Raw genomic sequence first — 15,581 nt, 5'->3', positions numbered from 1 at the left:
TTGATTAAATTGCTCATTCAGGATAAGCGTTTAACTTTAGATAAATTTAAAAGTTATTCTCTTAATCGAAATGTTGAACAGCCATTTTCTCCTACCACTATAGAATTTATTTGTGAATTTTCAAAAGAACTATTAAGCATTGAATTTAGAAAATATCCAGATTTACAGGCGTTAGCTTATTGGTTTCGTAAATCAAAAGTAAAAAACTTTGAAAAAATATACTGTAAGAATTCGTCTCCCTTGGGTACTGTTTTCCATATTTGCCCAAGTAATGTTGATACCATTTTTGTATATTCATTATTTATATCACTCTTAATGGGCAATATGAATATTGTTAGGATTTCGTCAAAAGAATCAGAACAAATTAATATAATGATATCAATTTTCAAGAAAATGTCTTTAATTGAAAGATATAAAAATGTTGTATCTAGAATATTGTTGCTGTCTTATGAACGTGATGACCAAATAACTACATTTTTCTCTGAACTTGCTCATTTGCGTGTTTTTTGGGGGGGCGATGAATCAATTAAAAACTTAAGAAAAATATCAGCACCGTCCTATACAAGAGATATTTATTTTCCTGATAGAGAATCAATTTGTGTTATTGATCAGTCGTCCTTTAATGAAGCTGACGATGCCAAAAAGGAGATTATTTTCAAATCATTTTTAAATGATATTAAAACTTTTAATCAGCAGGCTTGCAGTTCTCCTCTGAGGCTTTTTTGGATTGGAGATCAAGCCAGTTTTCGCTTTTTCCTTGATATAAATGATCGCCTTGACTATGGTTTGGAACTCAATAATTCTGAAATAATGGATAAGTTTGTTTCAATTTCATCAATGTCGGTTGAATTTGATGATTTATATTTATTGAATCGTGATTTTTCTAAAATTATTTTTATAAATTCGCCAACACCGAATGATCACATGTCGTTTCATGTTGGAAATGGTTTGATTTTAGTTACCTTTATTAACGAATTATCAGAAATGATTCCTTTTACTTCCCCCAAAACTCAGACATTGAGTCAGTATGGCCTAGATAGACCAAGAGTTGATTCATTATGTTTACAATTTAATGAATCTCAAATTGACCGAGTTTGTAAAATTGGTTCGGCATTAGATTTTGATCACGTCTGGGATGGAAAAGATTTATTTGTCTATTTTTCACGAATAATTAGAGCCGATTATAGATAAAGAATTGAATTTATGAACAATCTAATTATTGTTGGTGGTGGTGGTTTTTGTTTAGAGTTGATTGATTACCTTTTGTGTGATAGTTCATTTTTAATGAATTTCAAATTAAAGGGAATTTTGGACGATAAGAAAATACAAAACGAGCTTTCGTATCTTGGTAAACTCGACGATTATATTCCAAGTGATGATGATTATTTTATTATTGCAATCGGTAATGTTTCCTACAGAAAAACGATTTTTGATAAGTTAATTTCTAAAGGTGCAAAATTCTATACATATATTCACCCTTCTGCATTTATCTCCAAGACTGCAAAACTTGGGGTTGGTTGTATAATTGCGCCTTACACCATTGTAAATGCGTTTGCTCAAATAGGAGATAATGTAGTTTTAAATGTACATTCAAGTGTTGGTCATGAAGCTGTTATTGGAGATAATACAGTTTTCTCACCATACTGTGCTGCAAATGGATGTTCTCATGTAGGCGCTTGCTGCTTTTTAGGAACACGCTCAACAATATTCCCTGGTGTTACCCTAGGGTATATGTCAATAGTTGACTCTCATTCTTACGTTAAGAGTGATGCAGCAGAGAAATCAATTATTTCATTGAGAAGTGATTATTCAGTTCTTAAAAATCGCTTTATACGATAATTTATATTTTTTAGGAATATCTAATGCTTTTAAATAATAAAGTTTGTATTGTTACGGGTGCAACTCGTGGAATTGGTTACACGACAGCTCTTCTTTTTGCAGAACATGGAGCGGTTGTTTTTGTTAATGGAAGAAATGAACAAAAGGTAAATGAAGTTGTCACTTTTATTCATTCTCAAGGCGGTAAAGCCGAACCTTTTATCTGTGATGTCTCTGACCCTGAATCTGTTAAATTAGCGTTTAGAGAATTTTTAAAAAAATCAAAAAAATTAGATGTGCTTGTAAATAATGCTGGTATTTTGGACGATGCTTTAATTGGCATGGTAAGCAAAAAGCAAATCTTTGATACTTTCTCTATTAACTCATTTAGTATCATTTTTATGTGTCAATACGCTTCGCGTATTATGTCAAAGAATAATTCTGGCAGTATTATTAATTTGTCGTCAATTATTGGTACAAATGGAAATGCTGGACAATCAGTTTACGGTGGTTCTAAAGCCGCTGTTATTGGTATAACTAAATCCCTTGCTAAAGAACTAGCCGAAAAGAACATACGTGTGAATGCAATAGCACCTGGCTTCATAGATTCGGATATGTCAAGATCTATCTCTGACAAGATGTTCCAAGATCGAGTTAATTCTGTTGCTATGGGAAGAATAGGTCAACAAGAAGAGGTTGGATCTTTAGCTGTTTTTTTAGGTTCAGACATGTCTTCGTATGTGACTGGTCAAATAATAGGTGTCGACGGTGGTATGTTAATTTAGTGTTGCCATATTAATTCTATTTATATTTTTACAATATGACAAAAGGCATCTAGTAAATGTTAAATACTCAATTTTCGCCCTGGCCTAGTTTTACTGAAGAAGAAGCTGAAGCTGTCAAGCAAACTCTATTATCAAATAAAGTTAACTACTGGACTGGACAAGAATGTCGTGAATTTGAAAAAGAATTTGCCGCTTGGTCTGATGCTAAATATGCTATTGCCCTTGGTAACGGAACCCTTGCGCTAGATGTTGCTCTGAAAGTTTTAGATATTGGTAAAGGTGATGAAGTAATTGTCACTCCTAGAACCTTTTTAGCTTCTGTTTCTTCTGTCGTTACAGCAGGCGCAATCCCAGTTTTTGCCGATATTGATGCTAATTCCCAAAATATTAGTGCCGAAACTATTACTACTGTTATAAGCCCTAAAACTAAAGCTGTTATTGTTGTGCATCTCGCTGGGATGACTGCGGATATGGATCCAATTATGGCCTTAGCTGAAGAACATGGCCTTACAGTAATTGAGGATTGTGCACAAGCGCATGGTGCGAAATACAAAGGAAAGTCTGTAGGCTCTATAGGTCATGTCGGGGCGTGGAGTTTTTGCCAGGATAAAATTATGACCACCGCTGGAGAAGGTGGCATGGTTACCACAAATGATGAATTCCTTTGGCGTAAAATGTGGTCTTATAAAGATCATGGTAAAAGTTACGAAGCGGTTTATGAGCGTGAGCATCCACCGGGATTTCGTTGGCTGCACGAAAGTTTTGGTACTAATTGGCGAATGACTGAAATTCAAGCTGTTGTAGGTCGAATTCAATTAAATAGAATGTCAGATTGGACAAAATTAAGGCAACAAAACCAAATCAAAATTTGGGAAACAGCCTCCAAATTCCTTGCTTTACGTGTCCCCTATCTTAAATGCGCTAGCTGTGCTGGATGCAGTTTAGACACAGCTTGTCAGCACGCAGCATATAAATGTTATGTTTTTGTTAGGCCAGGTCAATTAAATACTGGTTGGAATCGTGACCGCATCATTGACGCGATTAATTCTCGAGGTGTGCCATGTTATTCTGGTTCTTGTTCAGAAGTCTACTTAGAAAAAGCTTTCGATAATACCCCTTATCGCCCCAAAGAGCGCTTGCCTGTGGCAAAAGAGTTGGGTGAAACTTCATTGATGTTCTTGGTGCACCCTACATTGACTGAGGCTGAAATTCAAAAGACGTGTGATGTTTTATCTGAAGTCATGACTTTGGCTTCTAAGCCTGGCTAATTTCTTGCCAAGCTCTTAGGTAACGTATGGTTGTAGATTCACTTCGCCAACCACCCCGTAACATTATCTTCTCAAATGGTTCACCTTCTAAAAGAAGATCTAAAGCTCTTCCAACCCTAAATGAGTGTCCTGATAACTCTTTATTGAGTATTAAGTCAGCTTCTTGTTGGAGTTGTTTTAGGATTCTATTAATAGTTGCCGGCGATAGTTGCTTCGTAAATTGAAGGTTTTGGTTGATGCCGCGAAGTATATAACCACTGCCAACGATTTTTTCCCAGTCACCAATTAATTCGAATAATTCATCGGATATAGGCAGCAGCTTTCCTTGGCCATATTGGTCTGTTTTTGATTTGGTCATGAAAATGGCTTTTTTTCCGTTTGGCATGATTTGTAAGTTTTCGAACCTGAAGTTGCAAAGTTCCGAGCGTCTGCGCATTGTCTCATAGCCAAGCATAAGTAGAACTTTATTGCGCATTCCGCGCGTGTCATCAGTACAAACAGCGAGTAATTTATCTCTTACATGTTTAGTTAATGGTTCGGCTTGTTTTTGTGCTCGGCCTTTTTTGCGGTGCATTCGTTTAAGAGCTAAGACAACCTCTGGGTGGTCTGCGTGGCATTCTAATGAGGCTAGTTTGAACATGCTTGATAGTGAATCAATGCGGCGTCTGACGGTGGCCGTAGATAAGTTTTCAGCACAGTATTCGATATAGTCTTTCCAATCATCGCCGGTGGTTTTTAGTGTGTCCAAATTGTTTTGCAAGCACCATTGGTTGAAGTGATTAAAATCTGATTTATAGGCGCGAATTGTATTTTCTGCGAAAGCGCCATCAAACTTTTCAAATAATTCTTCAAGCATGGTATTCTCCAATATGTATAATATAAAGCAATAAAAGTCTCATAATGAGACATTATAGGCTCTTTTTGTGATATCCTCAAGTCAAATTAGATCAGCCCGTGCAATGTTAAACTTCAGTGGTTTGGAGTTGGCTAAAAAAAGTGGCATTAGTATGAAAACTCTTAGGCGATATGAGTCTCAGGAAGGAATACCTGTTGCAAATACTGCTGTACTCTTATCGATCAAGGCGTGCCTCGAGAGTTACGGTATAGAATTTACCGGCGATCCATTAAAGAACCCCGGTGTCATTCTTCACATTTCTGACTGATTTTTATCCACATTTTATCGACAATTTATACTGATTTTATTGTATTGCTTGCCGTATTGGGCGCTGTTACATTCAAGATTCCTCAGGCTGTTGTGGCGGACAATAAAGTGATTCAGTTGCCCATTAATTCTGTTTATCACGAGCAAGATGAGTTCAGGCATTTTGTCGATGATTATTTAGCGAGTTACGATCATCCAGAAGGGTTTGCCGGTGAGTTAGTTCGGCAAATCGCAGAGTGTTCATGGTGGTTGAAGTCTTATCACCGGGACAAAGAGCATCTAGTTCTTATGAAGATGGCATTGCTCCTTGTCGATCAAAATGAACGGTTTATGGGTGAAACTGTTGCCCTTCAAGTTTTTGATCAATTGTATAACTCGTTTACTGGGCAGTCGTTGAGTAAAAAAGATGAAAAGGATCTTCAAGAAAGGCTGTCAAATAATGGATTTACTATCGTTTCGCTTAGAGGTCGTGCCTTTGGTTATGTCATCGATAAAGTTGATATCATTGACCGGTTAATAGAGCGTCAAATCAAAAATATTCGTTTGCTGATGCAGTCATTGGAGTCTTTGCGGTTTGCCCCCTTGTTGTTTAAAAAAATGACATTGGAAATTCAAATGCTTGAGCAAAAGGGTTTATCTGATCATGAAAATCTCGATAAAGAAATTGCTCGCCAATAAGGCAAATGCGCAAAAATCGCGAGGGCCTAGAACTCTAAGTGGAAAGCTTGCCAGTGCAGGTAATGCTAAAAAATATTCTTTTACTCAATTAAACACAGATCGATTACCTGATGAATTTTTAGACTATTCTGAGGAGCTTATTGGTATTGGATATGCTCGAGATCAGGCAATAGAAAGTATAATTACCTTGTATCAATCACGACTAATTCTTGATCATAAAATGACTTCCTATAACGATCGTTATAATGATGAAAGATTACCTGATTTTAAGCCTGGATTTGTTATGAAGGCACTGCGGGATTTTGGTGGGCCTGAAGTCAGACCTTCCAGAAAAGAAACCTTACCGGTATTTAATCTGATCTATAAAATGGTAAAAGCTGATAACGATATGGCGGGTTTGCTGTTTGAAAAGAATGATCGGCACAGTAAATTAATTCGTTATGAGCAAAAAGCGTTTAATCAATTAGCAAAAGCGATAAGGTTTAAAAAATAACAAAACGAACCCAAATTTATTGTTGGAGCAATTCGCTACTCATATTGTAGTTTGTAGTGATACTCGCTAATTATAAACCCTCACTAACGTGTGCAAAAATTAACAAATACACTGCGATGCGCGATAAGTAGCGCTTATCAAATAGCAGTATGTACCCTCCGGTCTGCTCGGTTAGCTTTAGTCACGAACAATTCGGCTGGTATCGTTGTAGCCCGAACTCCGAGCAGGGTGTCAACTCATCGGGCAACTCATCCAACCTAAACCAAGCCGTCTCGGCAATCTCTAATTTTGGTGGCTCGTGCGCCTGCTCTTCTTGCCAATCTTCCACGAGGTAAATAACCACGTGGTCTCGTTTTGATATCGAGCTGTTGTGGTACGTATCCAATACACGGGCCGATTTGCACTCTAGGCCCGTCTCTTCACTTACCTCGCGCTTCAGTGCGGCAAGCATCGATTCCCCTACCTCAACACCTCCACCCGGTAAGGCCCACCCTTCAGAATATGTATGTTTAACTAGCAGAATGCTGTTGCTTTCTGCGCTGTAGCAAATGGCACGCACGCCCACGGTCAGTGGTCGCGTGAACAGAAAGCCAAGATGCAGCAAAGGCTGTAGGAGTTTCTTAAACACCTTGTGTTGGCTCCGATGGTTTGTAACCCACCACAAGTTCTGCAAGCGTCAGTTTGAATTGCGCGGTATTGGATTGATTTAGGTGGCTGATTAAGTCCTGCATGCCCACCTCGAGGGCCTGCAACGAAACATACTGCTCGCGGGCGCGCATGATTTTGGCGTGCGCGGTGGGCTGTGCATCGGCATCGACCAATAGCTCTTCGTAAAGCTTTTCGCCAGGGCGCAGGCCTGTAATTTTAATTTCAATTTCACCCATCGTTTCGTTGTTGGTGTCGCGTTTAACCGACTTGCCAGATAGCCTGATTAAACGCTCGGCAAGATCAATAATTTTAACGGGTGTGCCCATATCTAATAGGAACAGGTCGCCGCTTTCCGCCATGCCAGCCGCTTGAATAACCAGCTGTGCTGCCTCGGGTATGGTCATGAAATAGCGCGTAATTTCAGGGTGGGTTAAGGTAACTGGGCCACCGCGTTTAATTTGTTGCTGAAAGGTGGGTATGACCGAGCCCGACGAGCCCAATACATTACCAAAGCGCACCATCGATATAACCGTAGGGCCAGTGTTTGACTCCGCTGCAAGTTGGCAGGCCATTTCGGCTAGGCGTTTGGTAGCACCCATGACGTTGGTGGGGCGCACGGCTTTGTCGGTTGATATCAGCGTGAACGATTCGCACCTATGGTTTAGGGCCGCATTCAGCACGTTTTGGGTGCCTTCCACGTTGTTTATTAACCCTGCTAGGGGGTTGGCCTCTACCATGGGTACGTGCTTGTAGGCTGCGGCGTGGTAAACGCAGTCGACGTTGTGGTCGTTAAATACTCTGGCGACGAAATCTGGGTTGGTGACTGAGCCCAAGCAGCAGGTTAGTTTGGTAAAGTTGTTGCGCAGCAGCTCTTGCTCTATGGCAAAGAGAGCGGGTTCGCTTACGTCCAGCAGCACAAGATGTTTGGGTTTGCACTTTACAATTTGGCGGCACAGTTCAGAGCCAATAGAGCCACCCGCGCCGGTCACCAAGCACACTTTATCGGTGGTGCGGGCTTTCATGTACTGGTCTAGAGGAGGTACGGGGTCGCGGCCCAGTAAGTCCTCAATAGAGATATCCTCGGTTTGGGTTATGCGCTGTTTACCTTCGATGAGATCTTCGTAGGTGGGTACGGTTACCACACGTACCGGCAATGGGATAAGCGATTCGATAATGCGTTTACGTTCTGCTTTAGAGACAGACGGCAAGGCCAATACAATAATTTGGACCTTGTACTTTTCGATTAAGGTTTCTATGTTCTTAGAAGGGTAAACGTTGCGCCCATGGATAGAGGTGTTGCATAGGGCTGGGTCGTCGTCGATATAGCCCACCACGTTGTGGGTGTCGCCCTGCATAGAGGCGGTTACGAACTGCACGCCTGCAGACCCCGCGCCGTATACCAGTGTGCGCGCTGCGGTAGAGTGACGTTGTTGGAACAAGACTTCGCGCGCGAATACGCGGTAGCCAATAACGCCGATCAGTGCGAGTACCGATGAAAATAGAGTGAGCCTTGCGGATTCATCAAGTAAGAAAATAGAGAGACCGCTAACGGTGACGGCCACCAGGGCTTGCTTAACCGCACCGATGCCTACGTGCGAGATGCTGGTTTTGTAAAAGCCGTTTAGCCAGCTCACCAAAATAAACGCTAGAGTCGATACGGCTGGTGTCAGTGGGTTTTGGTACCACTGGTTTAGTAGCAATAAGGTTGCGATTTGGCCGGTGCAGATAACGACAGCGTCGGCTACGAGCAAGAGCAAAAGTTTGAGTTTTGCGGGCATAGGCAGTTCTTGTGCTTTGTGCAGTGGCGCGATTGTACTACGGGGTTGGGTGGGTGGCTAATTAACAGGTGGTAATGGTGGGGGGGGGGAAGAACTCCAGTCCTATGGGAAGTCTGATAACAGGTACGTTGTGTAGCTCCATTTCATGGACCTTGACTAAAAATCTTTTCATTTATTGCGGCACCGCTGAGGACTGGAACGTTATGCTTTGAGGCATTGTGAGGTAGTAATGTTCGCATTTGGGTATTAGTGGGGAGGTACTTCATATGGCCACAGACAATCGGGGTTCTTCCAAGCGGGATATTGTGCAGGTTAGAAACTCTCGAACCGATCGGTACGTCAAAAATGACCGAGCTGCAGCTTTAACTAATATTGCATTTGCTTTTTCAAAAATATAGAAAAACTTAGTGAAGATTTTATTCGTGGAGCATCGATAGTATGAGAGAATTTAGCAATCTCTCGTGTGCACAAAAGTGCATTGGTCTATCACCAAGTTAGGAATAGATTTCATGAAAGTCTTGGTCACTGGCGGCGCTGGCTTTATTGGCTCGGCGGTTGTTCGCCACCTCATTCGGGACAAACAATACGGCGTAGTTAACGTCGACAAACTTACCTATGCGGGTAATTTAGAATCATTACGTGAAATTGATGGCAGCCCACTGTATACCTTCGAGCAAGTTGATATTTGTAACCTGGCCGAATTACAACGCGTGTTTGCCGACCACTGCCCCGACAAGGTCATGCACCTGGCCGCCGAGTCACACGTCGATCGCTCTATCGATGGTCCTTCGGCGTTCATTGAAACCAACATGGTAGGCACTTATTGTATGTTGGAGGCCGCGCGCCATTATTGGTTGAGTTTGGTTGGAGAGGCGCGAGAGTCATTCCGTTTCCACCATATCTCCACCGACGAAGTTTATGGCGACCTGCACGGCACAGACGACCTGTTTACTGAGACCACACATTACGCTCCAAGCTCGCCCTACTCAGCATCAAAAGCGGGCTCTGATCATTTGGTACGCGCTTGGCACCGCACCTACGGTTTGCCGGTCGTGGTCACTAACTGCTCAAACAACTACGGACCCTATCACTTCCCAGAGAAACTGATCCCGCTGCTAATCCTCAATGCGATCCACGGAAAGACACTTCCGGTTTATGGTGAGGGCCTACAAATCCGCGACTGGCTGTATGTCGAAGACCACGCCCGCGCGCTGGTCAGAGTGGTGTTTGATGGCAAAGTTGGCGAGACCTATAACATTGGTGGTCATAATGAAAAACGTAACATCGATGTGGTTCACACCATCTGCGATATTTTGGAGGATCTGCGTCCCGAAAAACCGGAAGGCGTTGATCAATATCGCGACCTGATTACCCATGTTGCGGATCGCCCCGGCCACGACCTGCGATATGCCATTGACGCGAGCAAGATCCAACGCGAATTGGACTGGGTCCCTGAAGAAAGCTTTGAATCTGGCATTCGCAAAACGGTCGAGTGGTATTTGGACAACGAAGCGTGGTGGTCGCGAGTACTCGACGGTAGCTACCAAGGCGAACGCCTCGGTTTGTCGGCGTAAGGAGGTCATATGAAAGGTATTATTCTGGCCGGTGGTTCCGGTACACGCTTACACCCCGTCACTCTTGCTGTTTCAAAACAACTGCTGCCGGTATATGACAAGCCAATGATCTACTACCCCCTAAGCACCCTTATGCTTGCGGGTATTAGAGAGATCTTGATTATTTCGACACCGCAGGACACGCCGCGCTTTAAGCAGCTACTTGGCGACGGTTCAGCTTGGGGTTTATCGCTGAGCTACGCAGTGCAACCTTCACCCGATGGCCTGGCACAGGCCTTTTTGATTGGTGAGCAGTTTATCAATGGCGACAGCTGTGCACTGGTGTTAGGCGACAACTTATTCTTCGGTCACGACCTGCAAAAATCACTAGAACGCGCTGCGGCTAGAGAAAATGGCGCGTCCGTGTTTGCTTATCCAGTACACGATCCCGAACGCTACGGCGTAGTCTCATTTGATGCCGATGGCGTCGCTCAAACCATCGAAGAAAAGCCAGCTCAGCCCAAGTCGCGTTATGCAGTCACTGGCCTTTACTTTTACGACAAGTATGTTGTGGATATCGCCAAGGCTGTTGAACCTTCACCTCGCGGCGAATTAGAGATTACCGATATTAACAATGCCTATTTACAGCGTGGCTCCTTGGATGTTGAAGTGATGGGCCGCGGCACCGCTTGGTTAGACACCGGTACCCACGACTCACTGATCGAAGCCGCCTCATTCGTACAGACCATCGAGAAACGTCAAGGCTTAAAAGTTTGCTGTCCAGAAGAGATTGCTTGGCGTAAGCATTGGATTAACGACGAACAACTGATGGCCTTGGCCAAACCGCTGCAGAAAAACGATTACGGCCGCTATTTGGTTGAGATCGTTAAATACGACATTCGTTAGGACCACTATGAACGTGACAGAAACTGCCCTGCCGGGCGTTTTGATTATTGAGCCGCGCGTATTTGGCGATGATCGCGGTTTTTTCTTGGAAACATACTCCGCGGAGCGTTATAAAACAGCTGGTATTCCCGAGTTCGTTCAGGATAACCATTCGCGCTCAAGCAAAGGTGTGTTGCGCGGACTACATTTCCAGCTCAATTACCCGCAAGGTAAGTTGGTGCGTGTAGTCAGCGGGAGTGTATTTGATGTTGCCGTCGATATACGTGTTGGCTCCCCGACCTTTGGTAAAGCTGCATGGGTTGAACTTAGCGCTGAAAACAAGCGTCAGTTTTATGTACCGCCAGGGTTTGCCCACGGCTTTGTAGTCACGTCGGTGACAGCCGATTTTGAGTACAAGTGTACCGACTACTATCATCCTGAGGACGAAGGTGCGCTGCTCTGGTCAGACGCGGCGCTCAACATTCCTTGGCCAATAGACATACCACAGCTGTCAGCTAAAGACGCTAGCGCTAAGCGCTTGGCAGATATCAATCCCGACCAACTGCCATGCTATACAGGGCAGTAATTGTGAAAATATTGGTGACAGGAAGTAACGGGCAAGTCGGTCATGATTTTAAATGCCTGGCAGAAAATAGTCGTCATGATTGGATATGTTTTGATCGCAAAGGGTTGGATATCAGCGATGAGCAACAAGTTGCCGACGTCATCGCGCGAGAGCGCCCTCATGTGGTTATCAACTGTGCCGCTTATACCGCGGTCGACAAGGCTGAGAGTGAGCCTGACAGGGCGTTTGCGATCAATGCTTACGGGGCAGCGAATTTAGCTAAGGCCTGCCAGGCCCATGGCGCGGCGCTTATTCACATTTCTACCGACTATGTGTTTGCAGGCGACACCCTAGCTCCTTATGAAGAAAGCGATCCAACAGGGCCAACAGGTATATATGGCGAGTCGAAACTGGCCGGTGAGCAAGCCATTGCCGAATATCTCGAGCGACATATTATCCTTCGCACCGCCTGGGTATTTGGTGCCCACGGCAATAACTTCGTTAAGACCATGCTGCGGCTAGGGGCCGAACGCGATGAACTCGGTGTGGTTGCCGACCAATGGGGAGCGCCAACTAGCGCTGCGGGGATAGCCGCCTGCTGTCTCGCGATTGCAGAAATCATCGATGCTAAGGACTGCGCTGAGATCCCCTGGGGCATTTACCACTTTACAGGCCTCCCCTCTACCAGTTGGCATGGTTTTGCCGAGAAAATATTCAAAGACGCCGTTGCAATTGGTCTGCTCGACAAGGCGCCCAAGGTAAATGCCATCAGCTCTGACCAATTTCCGACCCCGGCCAAGCGCCCATCTAACTCTCAACTAGATTGTTCTAAAATATTCAATTGTTTTCAGATTACACCTGATAATTGGGAAGATAGATTATTAGACGTTCTCAAATTATCTTTGTAATAGTTATTGGATAGTTTGGGTTTCTTAATTCAATCTTTTGCCATCATCTGAGATGGCGAATCACTGTCGATTCGCCTCTCTAGCCAACAGGCAATATGATCTCTGACCGTAACCCCCTAAACTCTTCCTCTTTGAGCTAGGGTTCTCTTGTGATAGGGGGCTCTTACAAAGAAACGATTCAAAGAAGAGCAGATTACTCGGATCGCGCTTCGCTATTGTGTGCGACTGAAAGGCGTCTAGCAAATTAGCGGCGATTCAGTGTTTTGGTTGCAACTAAGCGTTAAATCGAAAGAGTTTTGTTGTTATTGTGAGGGTCGAAGGTTGCAGGGCTTGCCGTTGGTCCACAAAACCCCGCGTTGCTGATAACGGAAAGCCCAGCGCCTAATCCAGTTAGAGAAAGATGTCTCGTTTATCTTGGCAAATATGTAGGGAGCGAGGTGAGTAAAGCATAGGAGCTCTCGGTCTGTTCTTGAGCTACGCATTGACCGGTGACCTATATTGAGACTATTTTTGGTCTGAAGCGAGGTGCGTATGAAATTATCCGATCAAATTAAACCCATTAGTTATTTAAAAGCGCATGCGGCCGAAATTGTGAGGAATCTTTCGTCTCGGGATGAGCCCCTAGTGATTACTCAGAATGGTGAAGTTAAGGCTGTTATGCAGGACATAAAGACTTACGAGCACACACAAGAAACTATGGCTTTGCTTAAGATGCTCGCGTTGGGGCAGCTTCAGGTTGAGCAGGGGAAAGTTCAACCCGCCGCCGATGTCATCGCTCGACTTCGTAATCGGGGCAAGACAGACTGATGGGACACTCGGTCTATTTGACTGATGATGCGGCTGCCGACCTCGAAGATTTGTACGGTTATATCGAGCAGCAGGATGTGCCGGGCAAAGCCGATTATGTTCTTGATAAAATAGAGAAAGCGTTGATCGGCCTTGCTAGTAACCCTGAACGCGGTGCCTACCCGCAAGAATGATTGGCGCTGGGTATGCGCGAATTCCGTGAAATTCGCTTTAAGCCCTATCGTATTATCCATCGTGTGATCGCAGGGCACGTTAACGTCATGGTGATTGCAGATGGTCGCCGCGACATGCGATCGCTGCTCGAGCGCCGTTTACTTTGGCGGTAATCCGGCCCAGTTCTGCATTCGATTTCATGCTTCTTCCTCGCATTTTAATGCGCTATGCTCCATGGGTACTTAATGTCCGCGGAGTTCGCGTGTTACGTCTACGTCTATTACTTCTAGCAAGCCTTGTATTGCTTACTGCGTGCGGTGGGGGCGGCGGTGGCGGTGCCTCTAACCCGGCACCGTCGTCAGGCACAACGAATCCACCCGTCACAAATACGCCCGAGCCCGAGCCCACTTTTTTTGAGCTGGCAAAAGATGATGCGGCAATTGATGGCGCGCGGTTTTTAACGCAAGCGTCATTTGGGGTAACCGAGGCGACGCTGATGGCGCTTAGGTCCGACGACTACGATTATGAGACTTGGATTAACGACCAGCTGGTCGCGCCGCAATCGCAGGTGCTAGTGGCACTAGATGACCGAGTGCGAGCGGCGGGCTTAAATCCGCTAGATAAGAGCAACCTAGAGCTTGATTGGTACAAGCGTAACTTGCTCAGTGACGTGTTATGGGAAACCTTTGTCTACGGCGAAGACCAACTGCGCCAGCGCATGGCGTTTGCGCTGAGCCAGATTTTTGTGATCTCCGACATCTCTGACGCCTTGTTTAACGACGTGCGTGGTGTCGCGAACTACCATGATGTTCTGGCCAAGAACGCGCTGGGTAACTATCGCGAACTGCTGAAAGACGTGACTCTAAACCCCATGATGGGCGAATACTTAAGCATGGTCCGCAATGAAAAGGCCGACCCTGCGCGCAACATACGCCCCGACGAAAACTACGCGCGCGAGATGATGCAGCTGTTTACCATAGGGCTGGTCATGTTAAACGACGACGGTACCGTGCAGCTCGATGATCAGGGGCGCAACATACCCACTTACGATCAAGATATTATCAAGGCGTTTGCACGAGTCTTTACGGGGTGGATGTATGGTGATGCCCCTCAGTGGTATTGGTGGGAGTGGCTCACCAGTAGCGAGGTGCGACCCATGAAAGCCTTTGAGGACTTTCATGACACCGATCCTAAAACCTTACTCAACGGCCAGATTGTGCCGGGTGGCCAAACGGCACGACAAGACCTAGATGCTACGCTTGATAATGTTTTTGCGCACTCTAATGTCGCGCCCTTTGTCAGTAAGCAGCTCATTCAGCGCCTGGTGACGAGTAATCCGTCCCCTGCCTATGTCGCGCGTGTAGCCGCGGTGTTTAACAACAACGGCCAAGGGGTAAAAGGAGATTTGGCGGCGGTGGCTAAAGCCATTTTGCTTGACCCTGAGGCGCGAGCCCCGCTGGATCAGCAAGCGCCTAACTTTGGCAAGTTAAAAGAGCCCGTACTCAAGTTCACCGCGCTTATGCGCGCCTTTGACGTTGCGGCGTATCAGCCCTTGACGGTCGATGGCAGTGTCACGCGTAACACCATCCGCTTTTTCTGGCCGGGGTTCGATTATGGTCAACGGCCGTATGGGTCGCCGTCGGTGTTTAACTTTTACCGGCCCGATTACCATCCCGCGAACGCCTTTGAAAGTGACGCAACGGTTGCACCCGAGTTTCAGATTTTGAACGAAAAAAATATTACCGCCGCATCGAACTGGGCGGGCGCTATTATCTTTAATTCGTACGATTTTTTACGCGAAGGCTGTGAGGAGAATCTGACCTTTGACAACGGCGTTGGCTGTTTGTACCCCGACTTTGCGCAAGAGATCGAATTGGCAAGCGATACCGATCAGCTCATGGCGCATTTAAATTTGCTGTTAATGTCGGGGCAAATGAGCGCCGATACTGACGCCATTGTGGCCGAGCACATCGATACCTTTGATACCGTCGCCGAACAAGAGCGACTTTACCGTGTGGCCGAGGCCGTCTACTTGCTGTGGATGTCGCCCGAATACGCCATTCAACGCTAGCGGGGGCTT

At 45.1% G+C, this 15,581-nt stretch carries 18 protein-coding genes; 15 read left to right on the top strand and 3 right to left on the bottom strand.

Annotation, left to right across the window (positions count from 1 at the left end; translation table 11 throughout):
- Genes EYZ66_RS11500 through EYZ66_RS11485 form a run of 4 tightly spaced genes read left to right on the top strand, consistent with a single transcriptional unit; the run spans position 1 to position 3,871 of the window.
- Entirely contained in the window at positions 1–1,191 is a 1,191-nt protein-coding gene (locus tag EYZ66_RS11500; protein ID WP_009576432.1) for an acyl-CoA reductase, read from the top strand.
- A 12-nt stretch (positions 1,192–1,203) separates the two neighbouring features.
- Positions 1,204–1,839 carry an acetyltransferase gene (locus tag EYZ66_RS11495; protein ID WP_040816912.1) on the top strand — a complete coding sequence of 212 codons (636 nt, stop codon included), beginning with the start codon at positions 1,204–1,206 and terminating at the stop codon, positions 1,837–1,839.
- Positions 1,840–1,862: 23 nt separating this feature from the next.
- Positions 1,863–2,603, top strand: a complete 741-nt coding sequence (locus tag EYZ66_RS11490) for an SDR family NAD(P)-dependent oxidoreductase (RefSeq protein ID WP_009576431.1) — start codon at positions 1,863–1,865, stop codon at positions 2,601–2,603.
- 56 nt (positions 2,604–2,659) lie between these two features.
- Entirely contained in the window at positions 2,660–3,871 is a 1,212-nt protein-coding gene (locus tag EYZ66_RS11485; protein ID WP_009576430.1) for a DegT/DnrJ/EryC1/StrS family aminotransferase, read from the top strand.
- Here the strand turns inward: EYZ66_RS11485 and EYZ66_RS11480 are convergent.
- Positions 3,858–4,727, bottom strand: a complete 870-nt coding sequence (locus EYZ66_RS11480) for a tyrosine-type recombinase/integrase (protein WP_009576429.1) — start codon at positions 4,725–4,727, stop codon at positions 3,858–3,860. The genes EYZ66_RS11485 and EYZ66_RS11480 overlap by 14 nt on opposite strands.
- Before the next feature lie 67 nt (positions 4,728–4,794).
- On the opposite strand from EYZ66_RS11480, the gene EYZ66_RS11475 reads away from it, so the two are divergent.
- From EYZ66_RS11475 to EYZ66_RS11465, 3 genes are all read left to right on the top strand, one after another.
- Positions 4,795–5,034, top strand: coding sequence for a helix-turn-helix domain-containing protein (locus tag EYZ66_RS11475; protein ID WP_083814396.1), 240 nt, complete (start codon positions 4,795–4,797; stop codon positions 5,032–5,034).
- A 107-nt stretch (positions 5,035–5,141) separates the two neighbouring features.
- Positions 5,142–5,711: a hypothetical protein gene (locus EYZ66_RS11470; RefSeq protein ID WP_160195677.1), complete on the top strand. Its 570-nt coding sequence runs from the start codon at positions 5,142–5,144 to the stop codon at positions 5,709–5,711.
- Positions 5,677–6,204, top strand: coding sequence for a hypothetical protein (locus EYZ66_RS11465; protein WP_040816908.1), 528 nt, complete (start codon positions 5,677–5,679; stop codon positions 6,202–6,204). Before EYZ66_RS11470 ends, EYZ66_RS11465 begins: the two co-directional genes overlap by 35 nt.
- A gap of 181 nt (positions 6,205–6,385) precedes the next feature.
- On the opposite strand, the gene EYZ66_RS11460 is transcribed toward EYZ66_RS11465, so the two are convergent.
- Both EYZ66_RS11460 and EYZ66_RS11455 read right to left on the bottom strand, forming a co-directional pair.
- Positions 6,386–6,832: an NUDIX domain-containing protein gene (locus tag EYZ66_RS11460; protein WP_050793436.1), complete on the bottom strand. Its 447-nt coding sequence runs from the start codon at positions 6,830–6,832 to the stop codon at positions 6,386–6,388.
- A complete protein-coding gene (locus EYZ66_RS11455) occupies positions 6,825–8,630 on the bottom strand; it encodes a polysaccharide biosynthesis protein (RefSeq protein ID WP_009576425.1) in 1,806 nt (601 codons plus the stop codon). Before EYZ66_RS11455 ends, EYZ66_RS11460 begins: the two co-directional genes overlap by 8 nt.
- 509 nt (positions 8,631–9,139) lie before the next feature.
- On the opposite strand from EYZ66_RS11455, the gene rfbB reads away from it, so the two are divergent.
- The 8 genes from rfbB to EYZ66_RS11420 all read left to right on the top strand — a co-directional run bounded on the left by rfbB (position 9,140) and on the right by EYZ66_RS11420 (position 15,572).
- Entirely contained in the window at positions 9,140–10,204 is a 1,065-nt protein-coding gene (gene rfbB / locus EYZ66_RS11450; protein ID WP_009577030.1) for a dTDP-glucose 4,6-dehydratase, read from the top strand.
- A gap of 9 nt (positions 10,205–10,213) precedes the next feature.
- Positions 10,214–11,089, top strand: coding sequence for a glucose-1-phosphate thymidylyltransferase RfbA (gene rfbA, locus EYZ66_RS11445; protein WP_009577031.1), 876 nt, complete (start codon positions 10,214–10,216; stop codon positions 11,087–11,089).
- Between the two features lie 7 nt (positions 11,090–11,096).
- Positions 11,097–11,654, top strand: coding sequence for a dTDP-4-dehydrorhamnose 3,5-epimerase (gene rfbC / locus EYZ66_RS11440; RefSeq protein ID WP_009577032.1), 558 nt, complete (start codon positions 11,097–11,099; stop codon positions 11,652–11,654).
- A gap of 2 nt (positions 11,655–11,656) precedes the next feature.
- Positions 11,657–12,541, top strand: coding sequence for a dTDP-4-dehydrorhamnose reductase (gene rfbD / locus EYZ66_RS11435; protein WP_139042635.1), 885 nt, complete (start codon positions 11,657–11,659; stop codon positions 12,539–12,541).
- Positions 12,542–13,072: 531 nt separating this feature from the next.
- A complete protein-coding gene (locus tag EYZ66_RS11430; protein ID WP_009577034.1) occupies positions 13,073–13,348 on the top strand; it encodes a type II toxin-antitoxin system Phd/YefM family antitoxin in 276 nt (91 codons plus the stop codon).
- A complete protein-coding gene (locus EYZ66_RS14235) occupies positions 13,348–13,521 on the top strand; it encodes a type II toxin-antitoxin system RelE/ParE family toxin (protein ID WP_009577035.1) in 174 nt (57 codons plus the stop codon). The genes EYZ66_RS11430 and EYZ66_RS14235 overlap by 1 nt, the downstream gene beginning before the upstream one ends.
- A 12-nt stretch (positions 13,522–13,533) precedes the next feature.
- A complete protein-coding gene (locus tag EYZ66_RS14230) occupies positions 13,534–13,674 on the top strand; it encodes a hypothetical protein (protein WP_216088994.1) in 141 nt (46 codons plus the stop codon).
- Positions 13,675–13,763: 89 nt separating this feature from the next.
- Positions 13,764–15,572 carry a DUF1800 domain-containing protein gene (locus EYZ66_RS11420; RefSeq protein ID WP_160195676.1) on the top strand — a complete coding sequence of 603 codons (1,809 nt, stop codon included), beginning with the start codon at positions 13,764–13,766 and terminating at the stop codon, positions 15,570–15,572.
- Positions 15,573–15,581 lie beyond the last annotated feature (9 nt).

Source organism: Aequoribacter fuscus, from assembly GCF_009910365.1.
GTDB classification, from domain to species: Bacteria; Pseudomonadota; Gammaproteobacteria; order Pseudomonadales; family Halieaceae; genus Aequoribacter; species Aequoribacter fuscus.
Note: the sequence above shows the minus strand (reverse complement) of the source record. Positions and strands in the feature narration are given on the sequence as shown.

Bases quoted from the DNA above. Each gene is read 5' to 3' on its own strand.
- EYZ66_RS11495 (WP_040816912.1), top strand. From the start codon at position 1,204: ATGAACAATCTAATTATTGTTGGTGGTGGTGGTTTTTGTTTAGAGTTG.
- EYZ66_RS11490 (WP_009576431.1), top strand. From the start codon at position 1,863: ATGCTTTTAAATAATAAAGTTTGTATTGTTACGGGTGCAACTCGTGGA.
- EYZ66_RS11485 (WP_009576430.1), top strand. From the start codon at position 2,660: ATGTTAAATACTCAATTTTCGCCCTGGCCTAGTTTTACTGAAGAAGAA.
- EYZ66_RS11480 (WP_009576429.1), bottom strand. From the start codon at position 4,727: ATGCTTGAAGAATTATTTGAAAAGTTTGATGGCGCTTTCGCAGAAAAT.
- EYZ66_RS11465 (WP_040816908.1), top strand. From the start codon at position 5,677: ATGAAAATCTCGATAAAGAAATTGCTCGCCAATAAGGCAAATGCGCAA.
- EYZ66_RS11455 (WP_009576425.1), bottom strand. From the start codon at position 8,630: ATGCCCGCAAAACTCAAACTTTTGCTCTTGCTCGTAGCCGACGCTGTC.
- rfbB (WP_009577030.1), top strand. From the start codon at position 9,140: ATGAAAGTCTTGGTCACTGGCGGCGCTGGCTTTATTGGCTCGGCGGTT.
- rfbA (WP_009577031.1), top strand. From the start codon at position 10,214: ATGAAAGGTATTATTCTGGCCGGTGGTTCCGGTACACGCTTACACCCC.
- rfbC (WP_009577032.1), top strand. From the start codon at position 11,097: ATGAACGTGACAGAAACTGCCCTGCCGGGCGTTTTGATTATTGAGCCG.
- EYZ66_RS11430 (WP_009577034.1), top strand. From the start codon at position 13,073: ATGAAATTATCCGATCAAATTAAACCCATTAGTTATTTAAAAGCGCAT.
- EYZ66_RS14235 (WP_009577035.1), top strand. From the start codon at position 13,348: ATGGGACACTCGGTCTATTTGACTGATGATGCGGCTGCCGACCTCGAA.
- EYZ66_RS14230 (WP_216088994.1), top strand. From the start codon at position 13,534: ATGCGCGAATTCCGTGAAATTCGCTTTAAGCCCTATCGTATTATCCAT.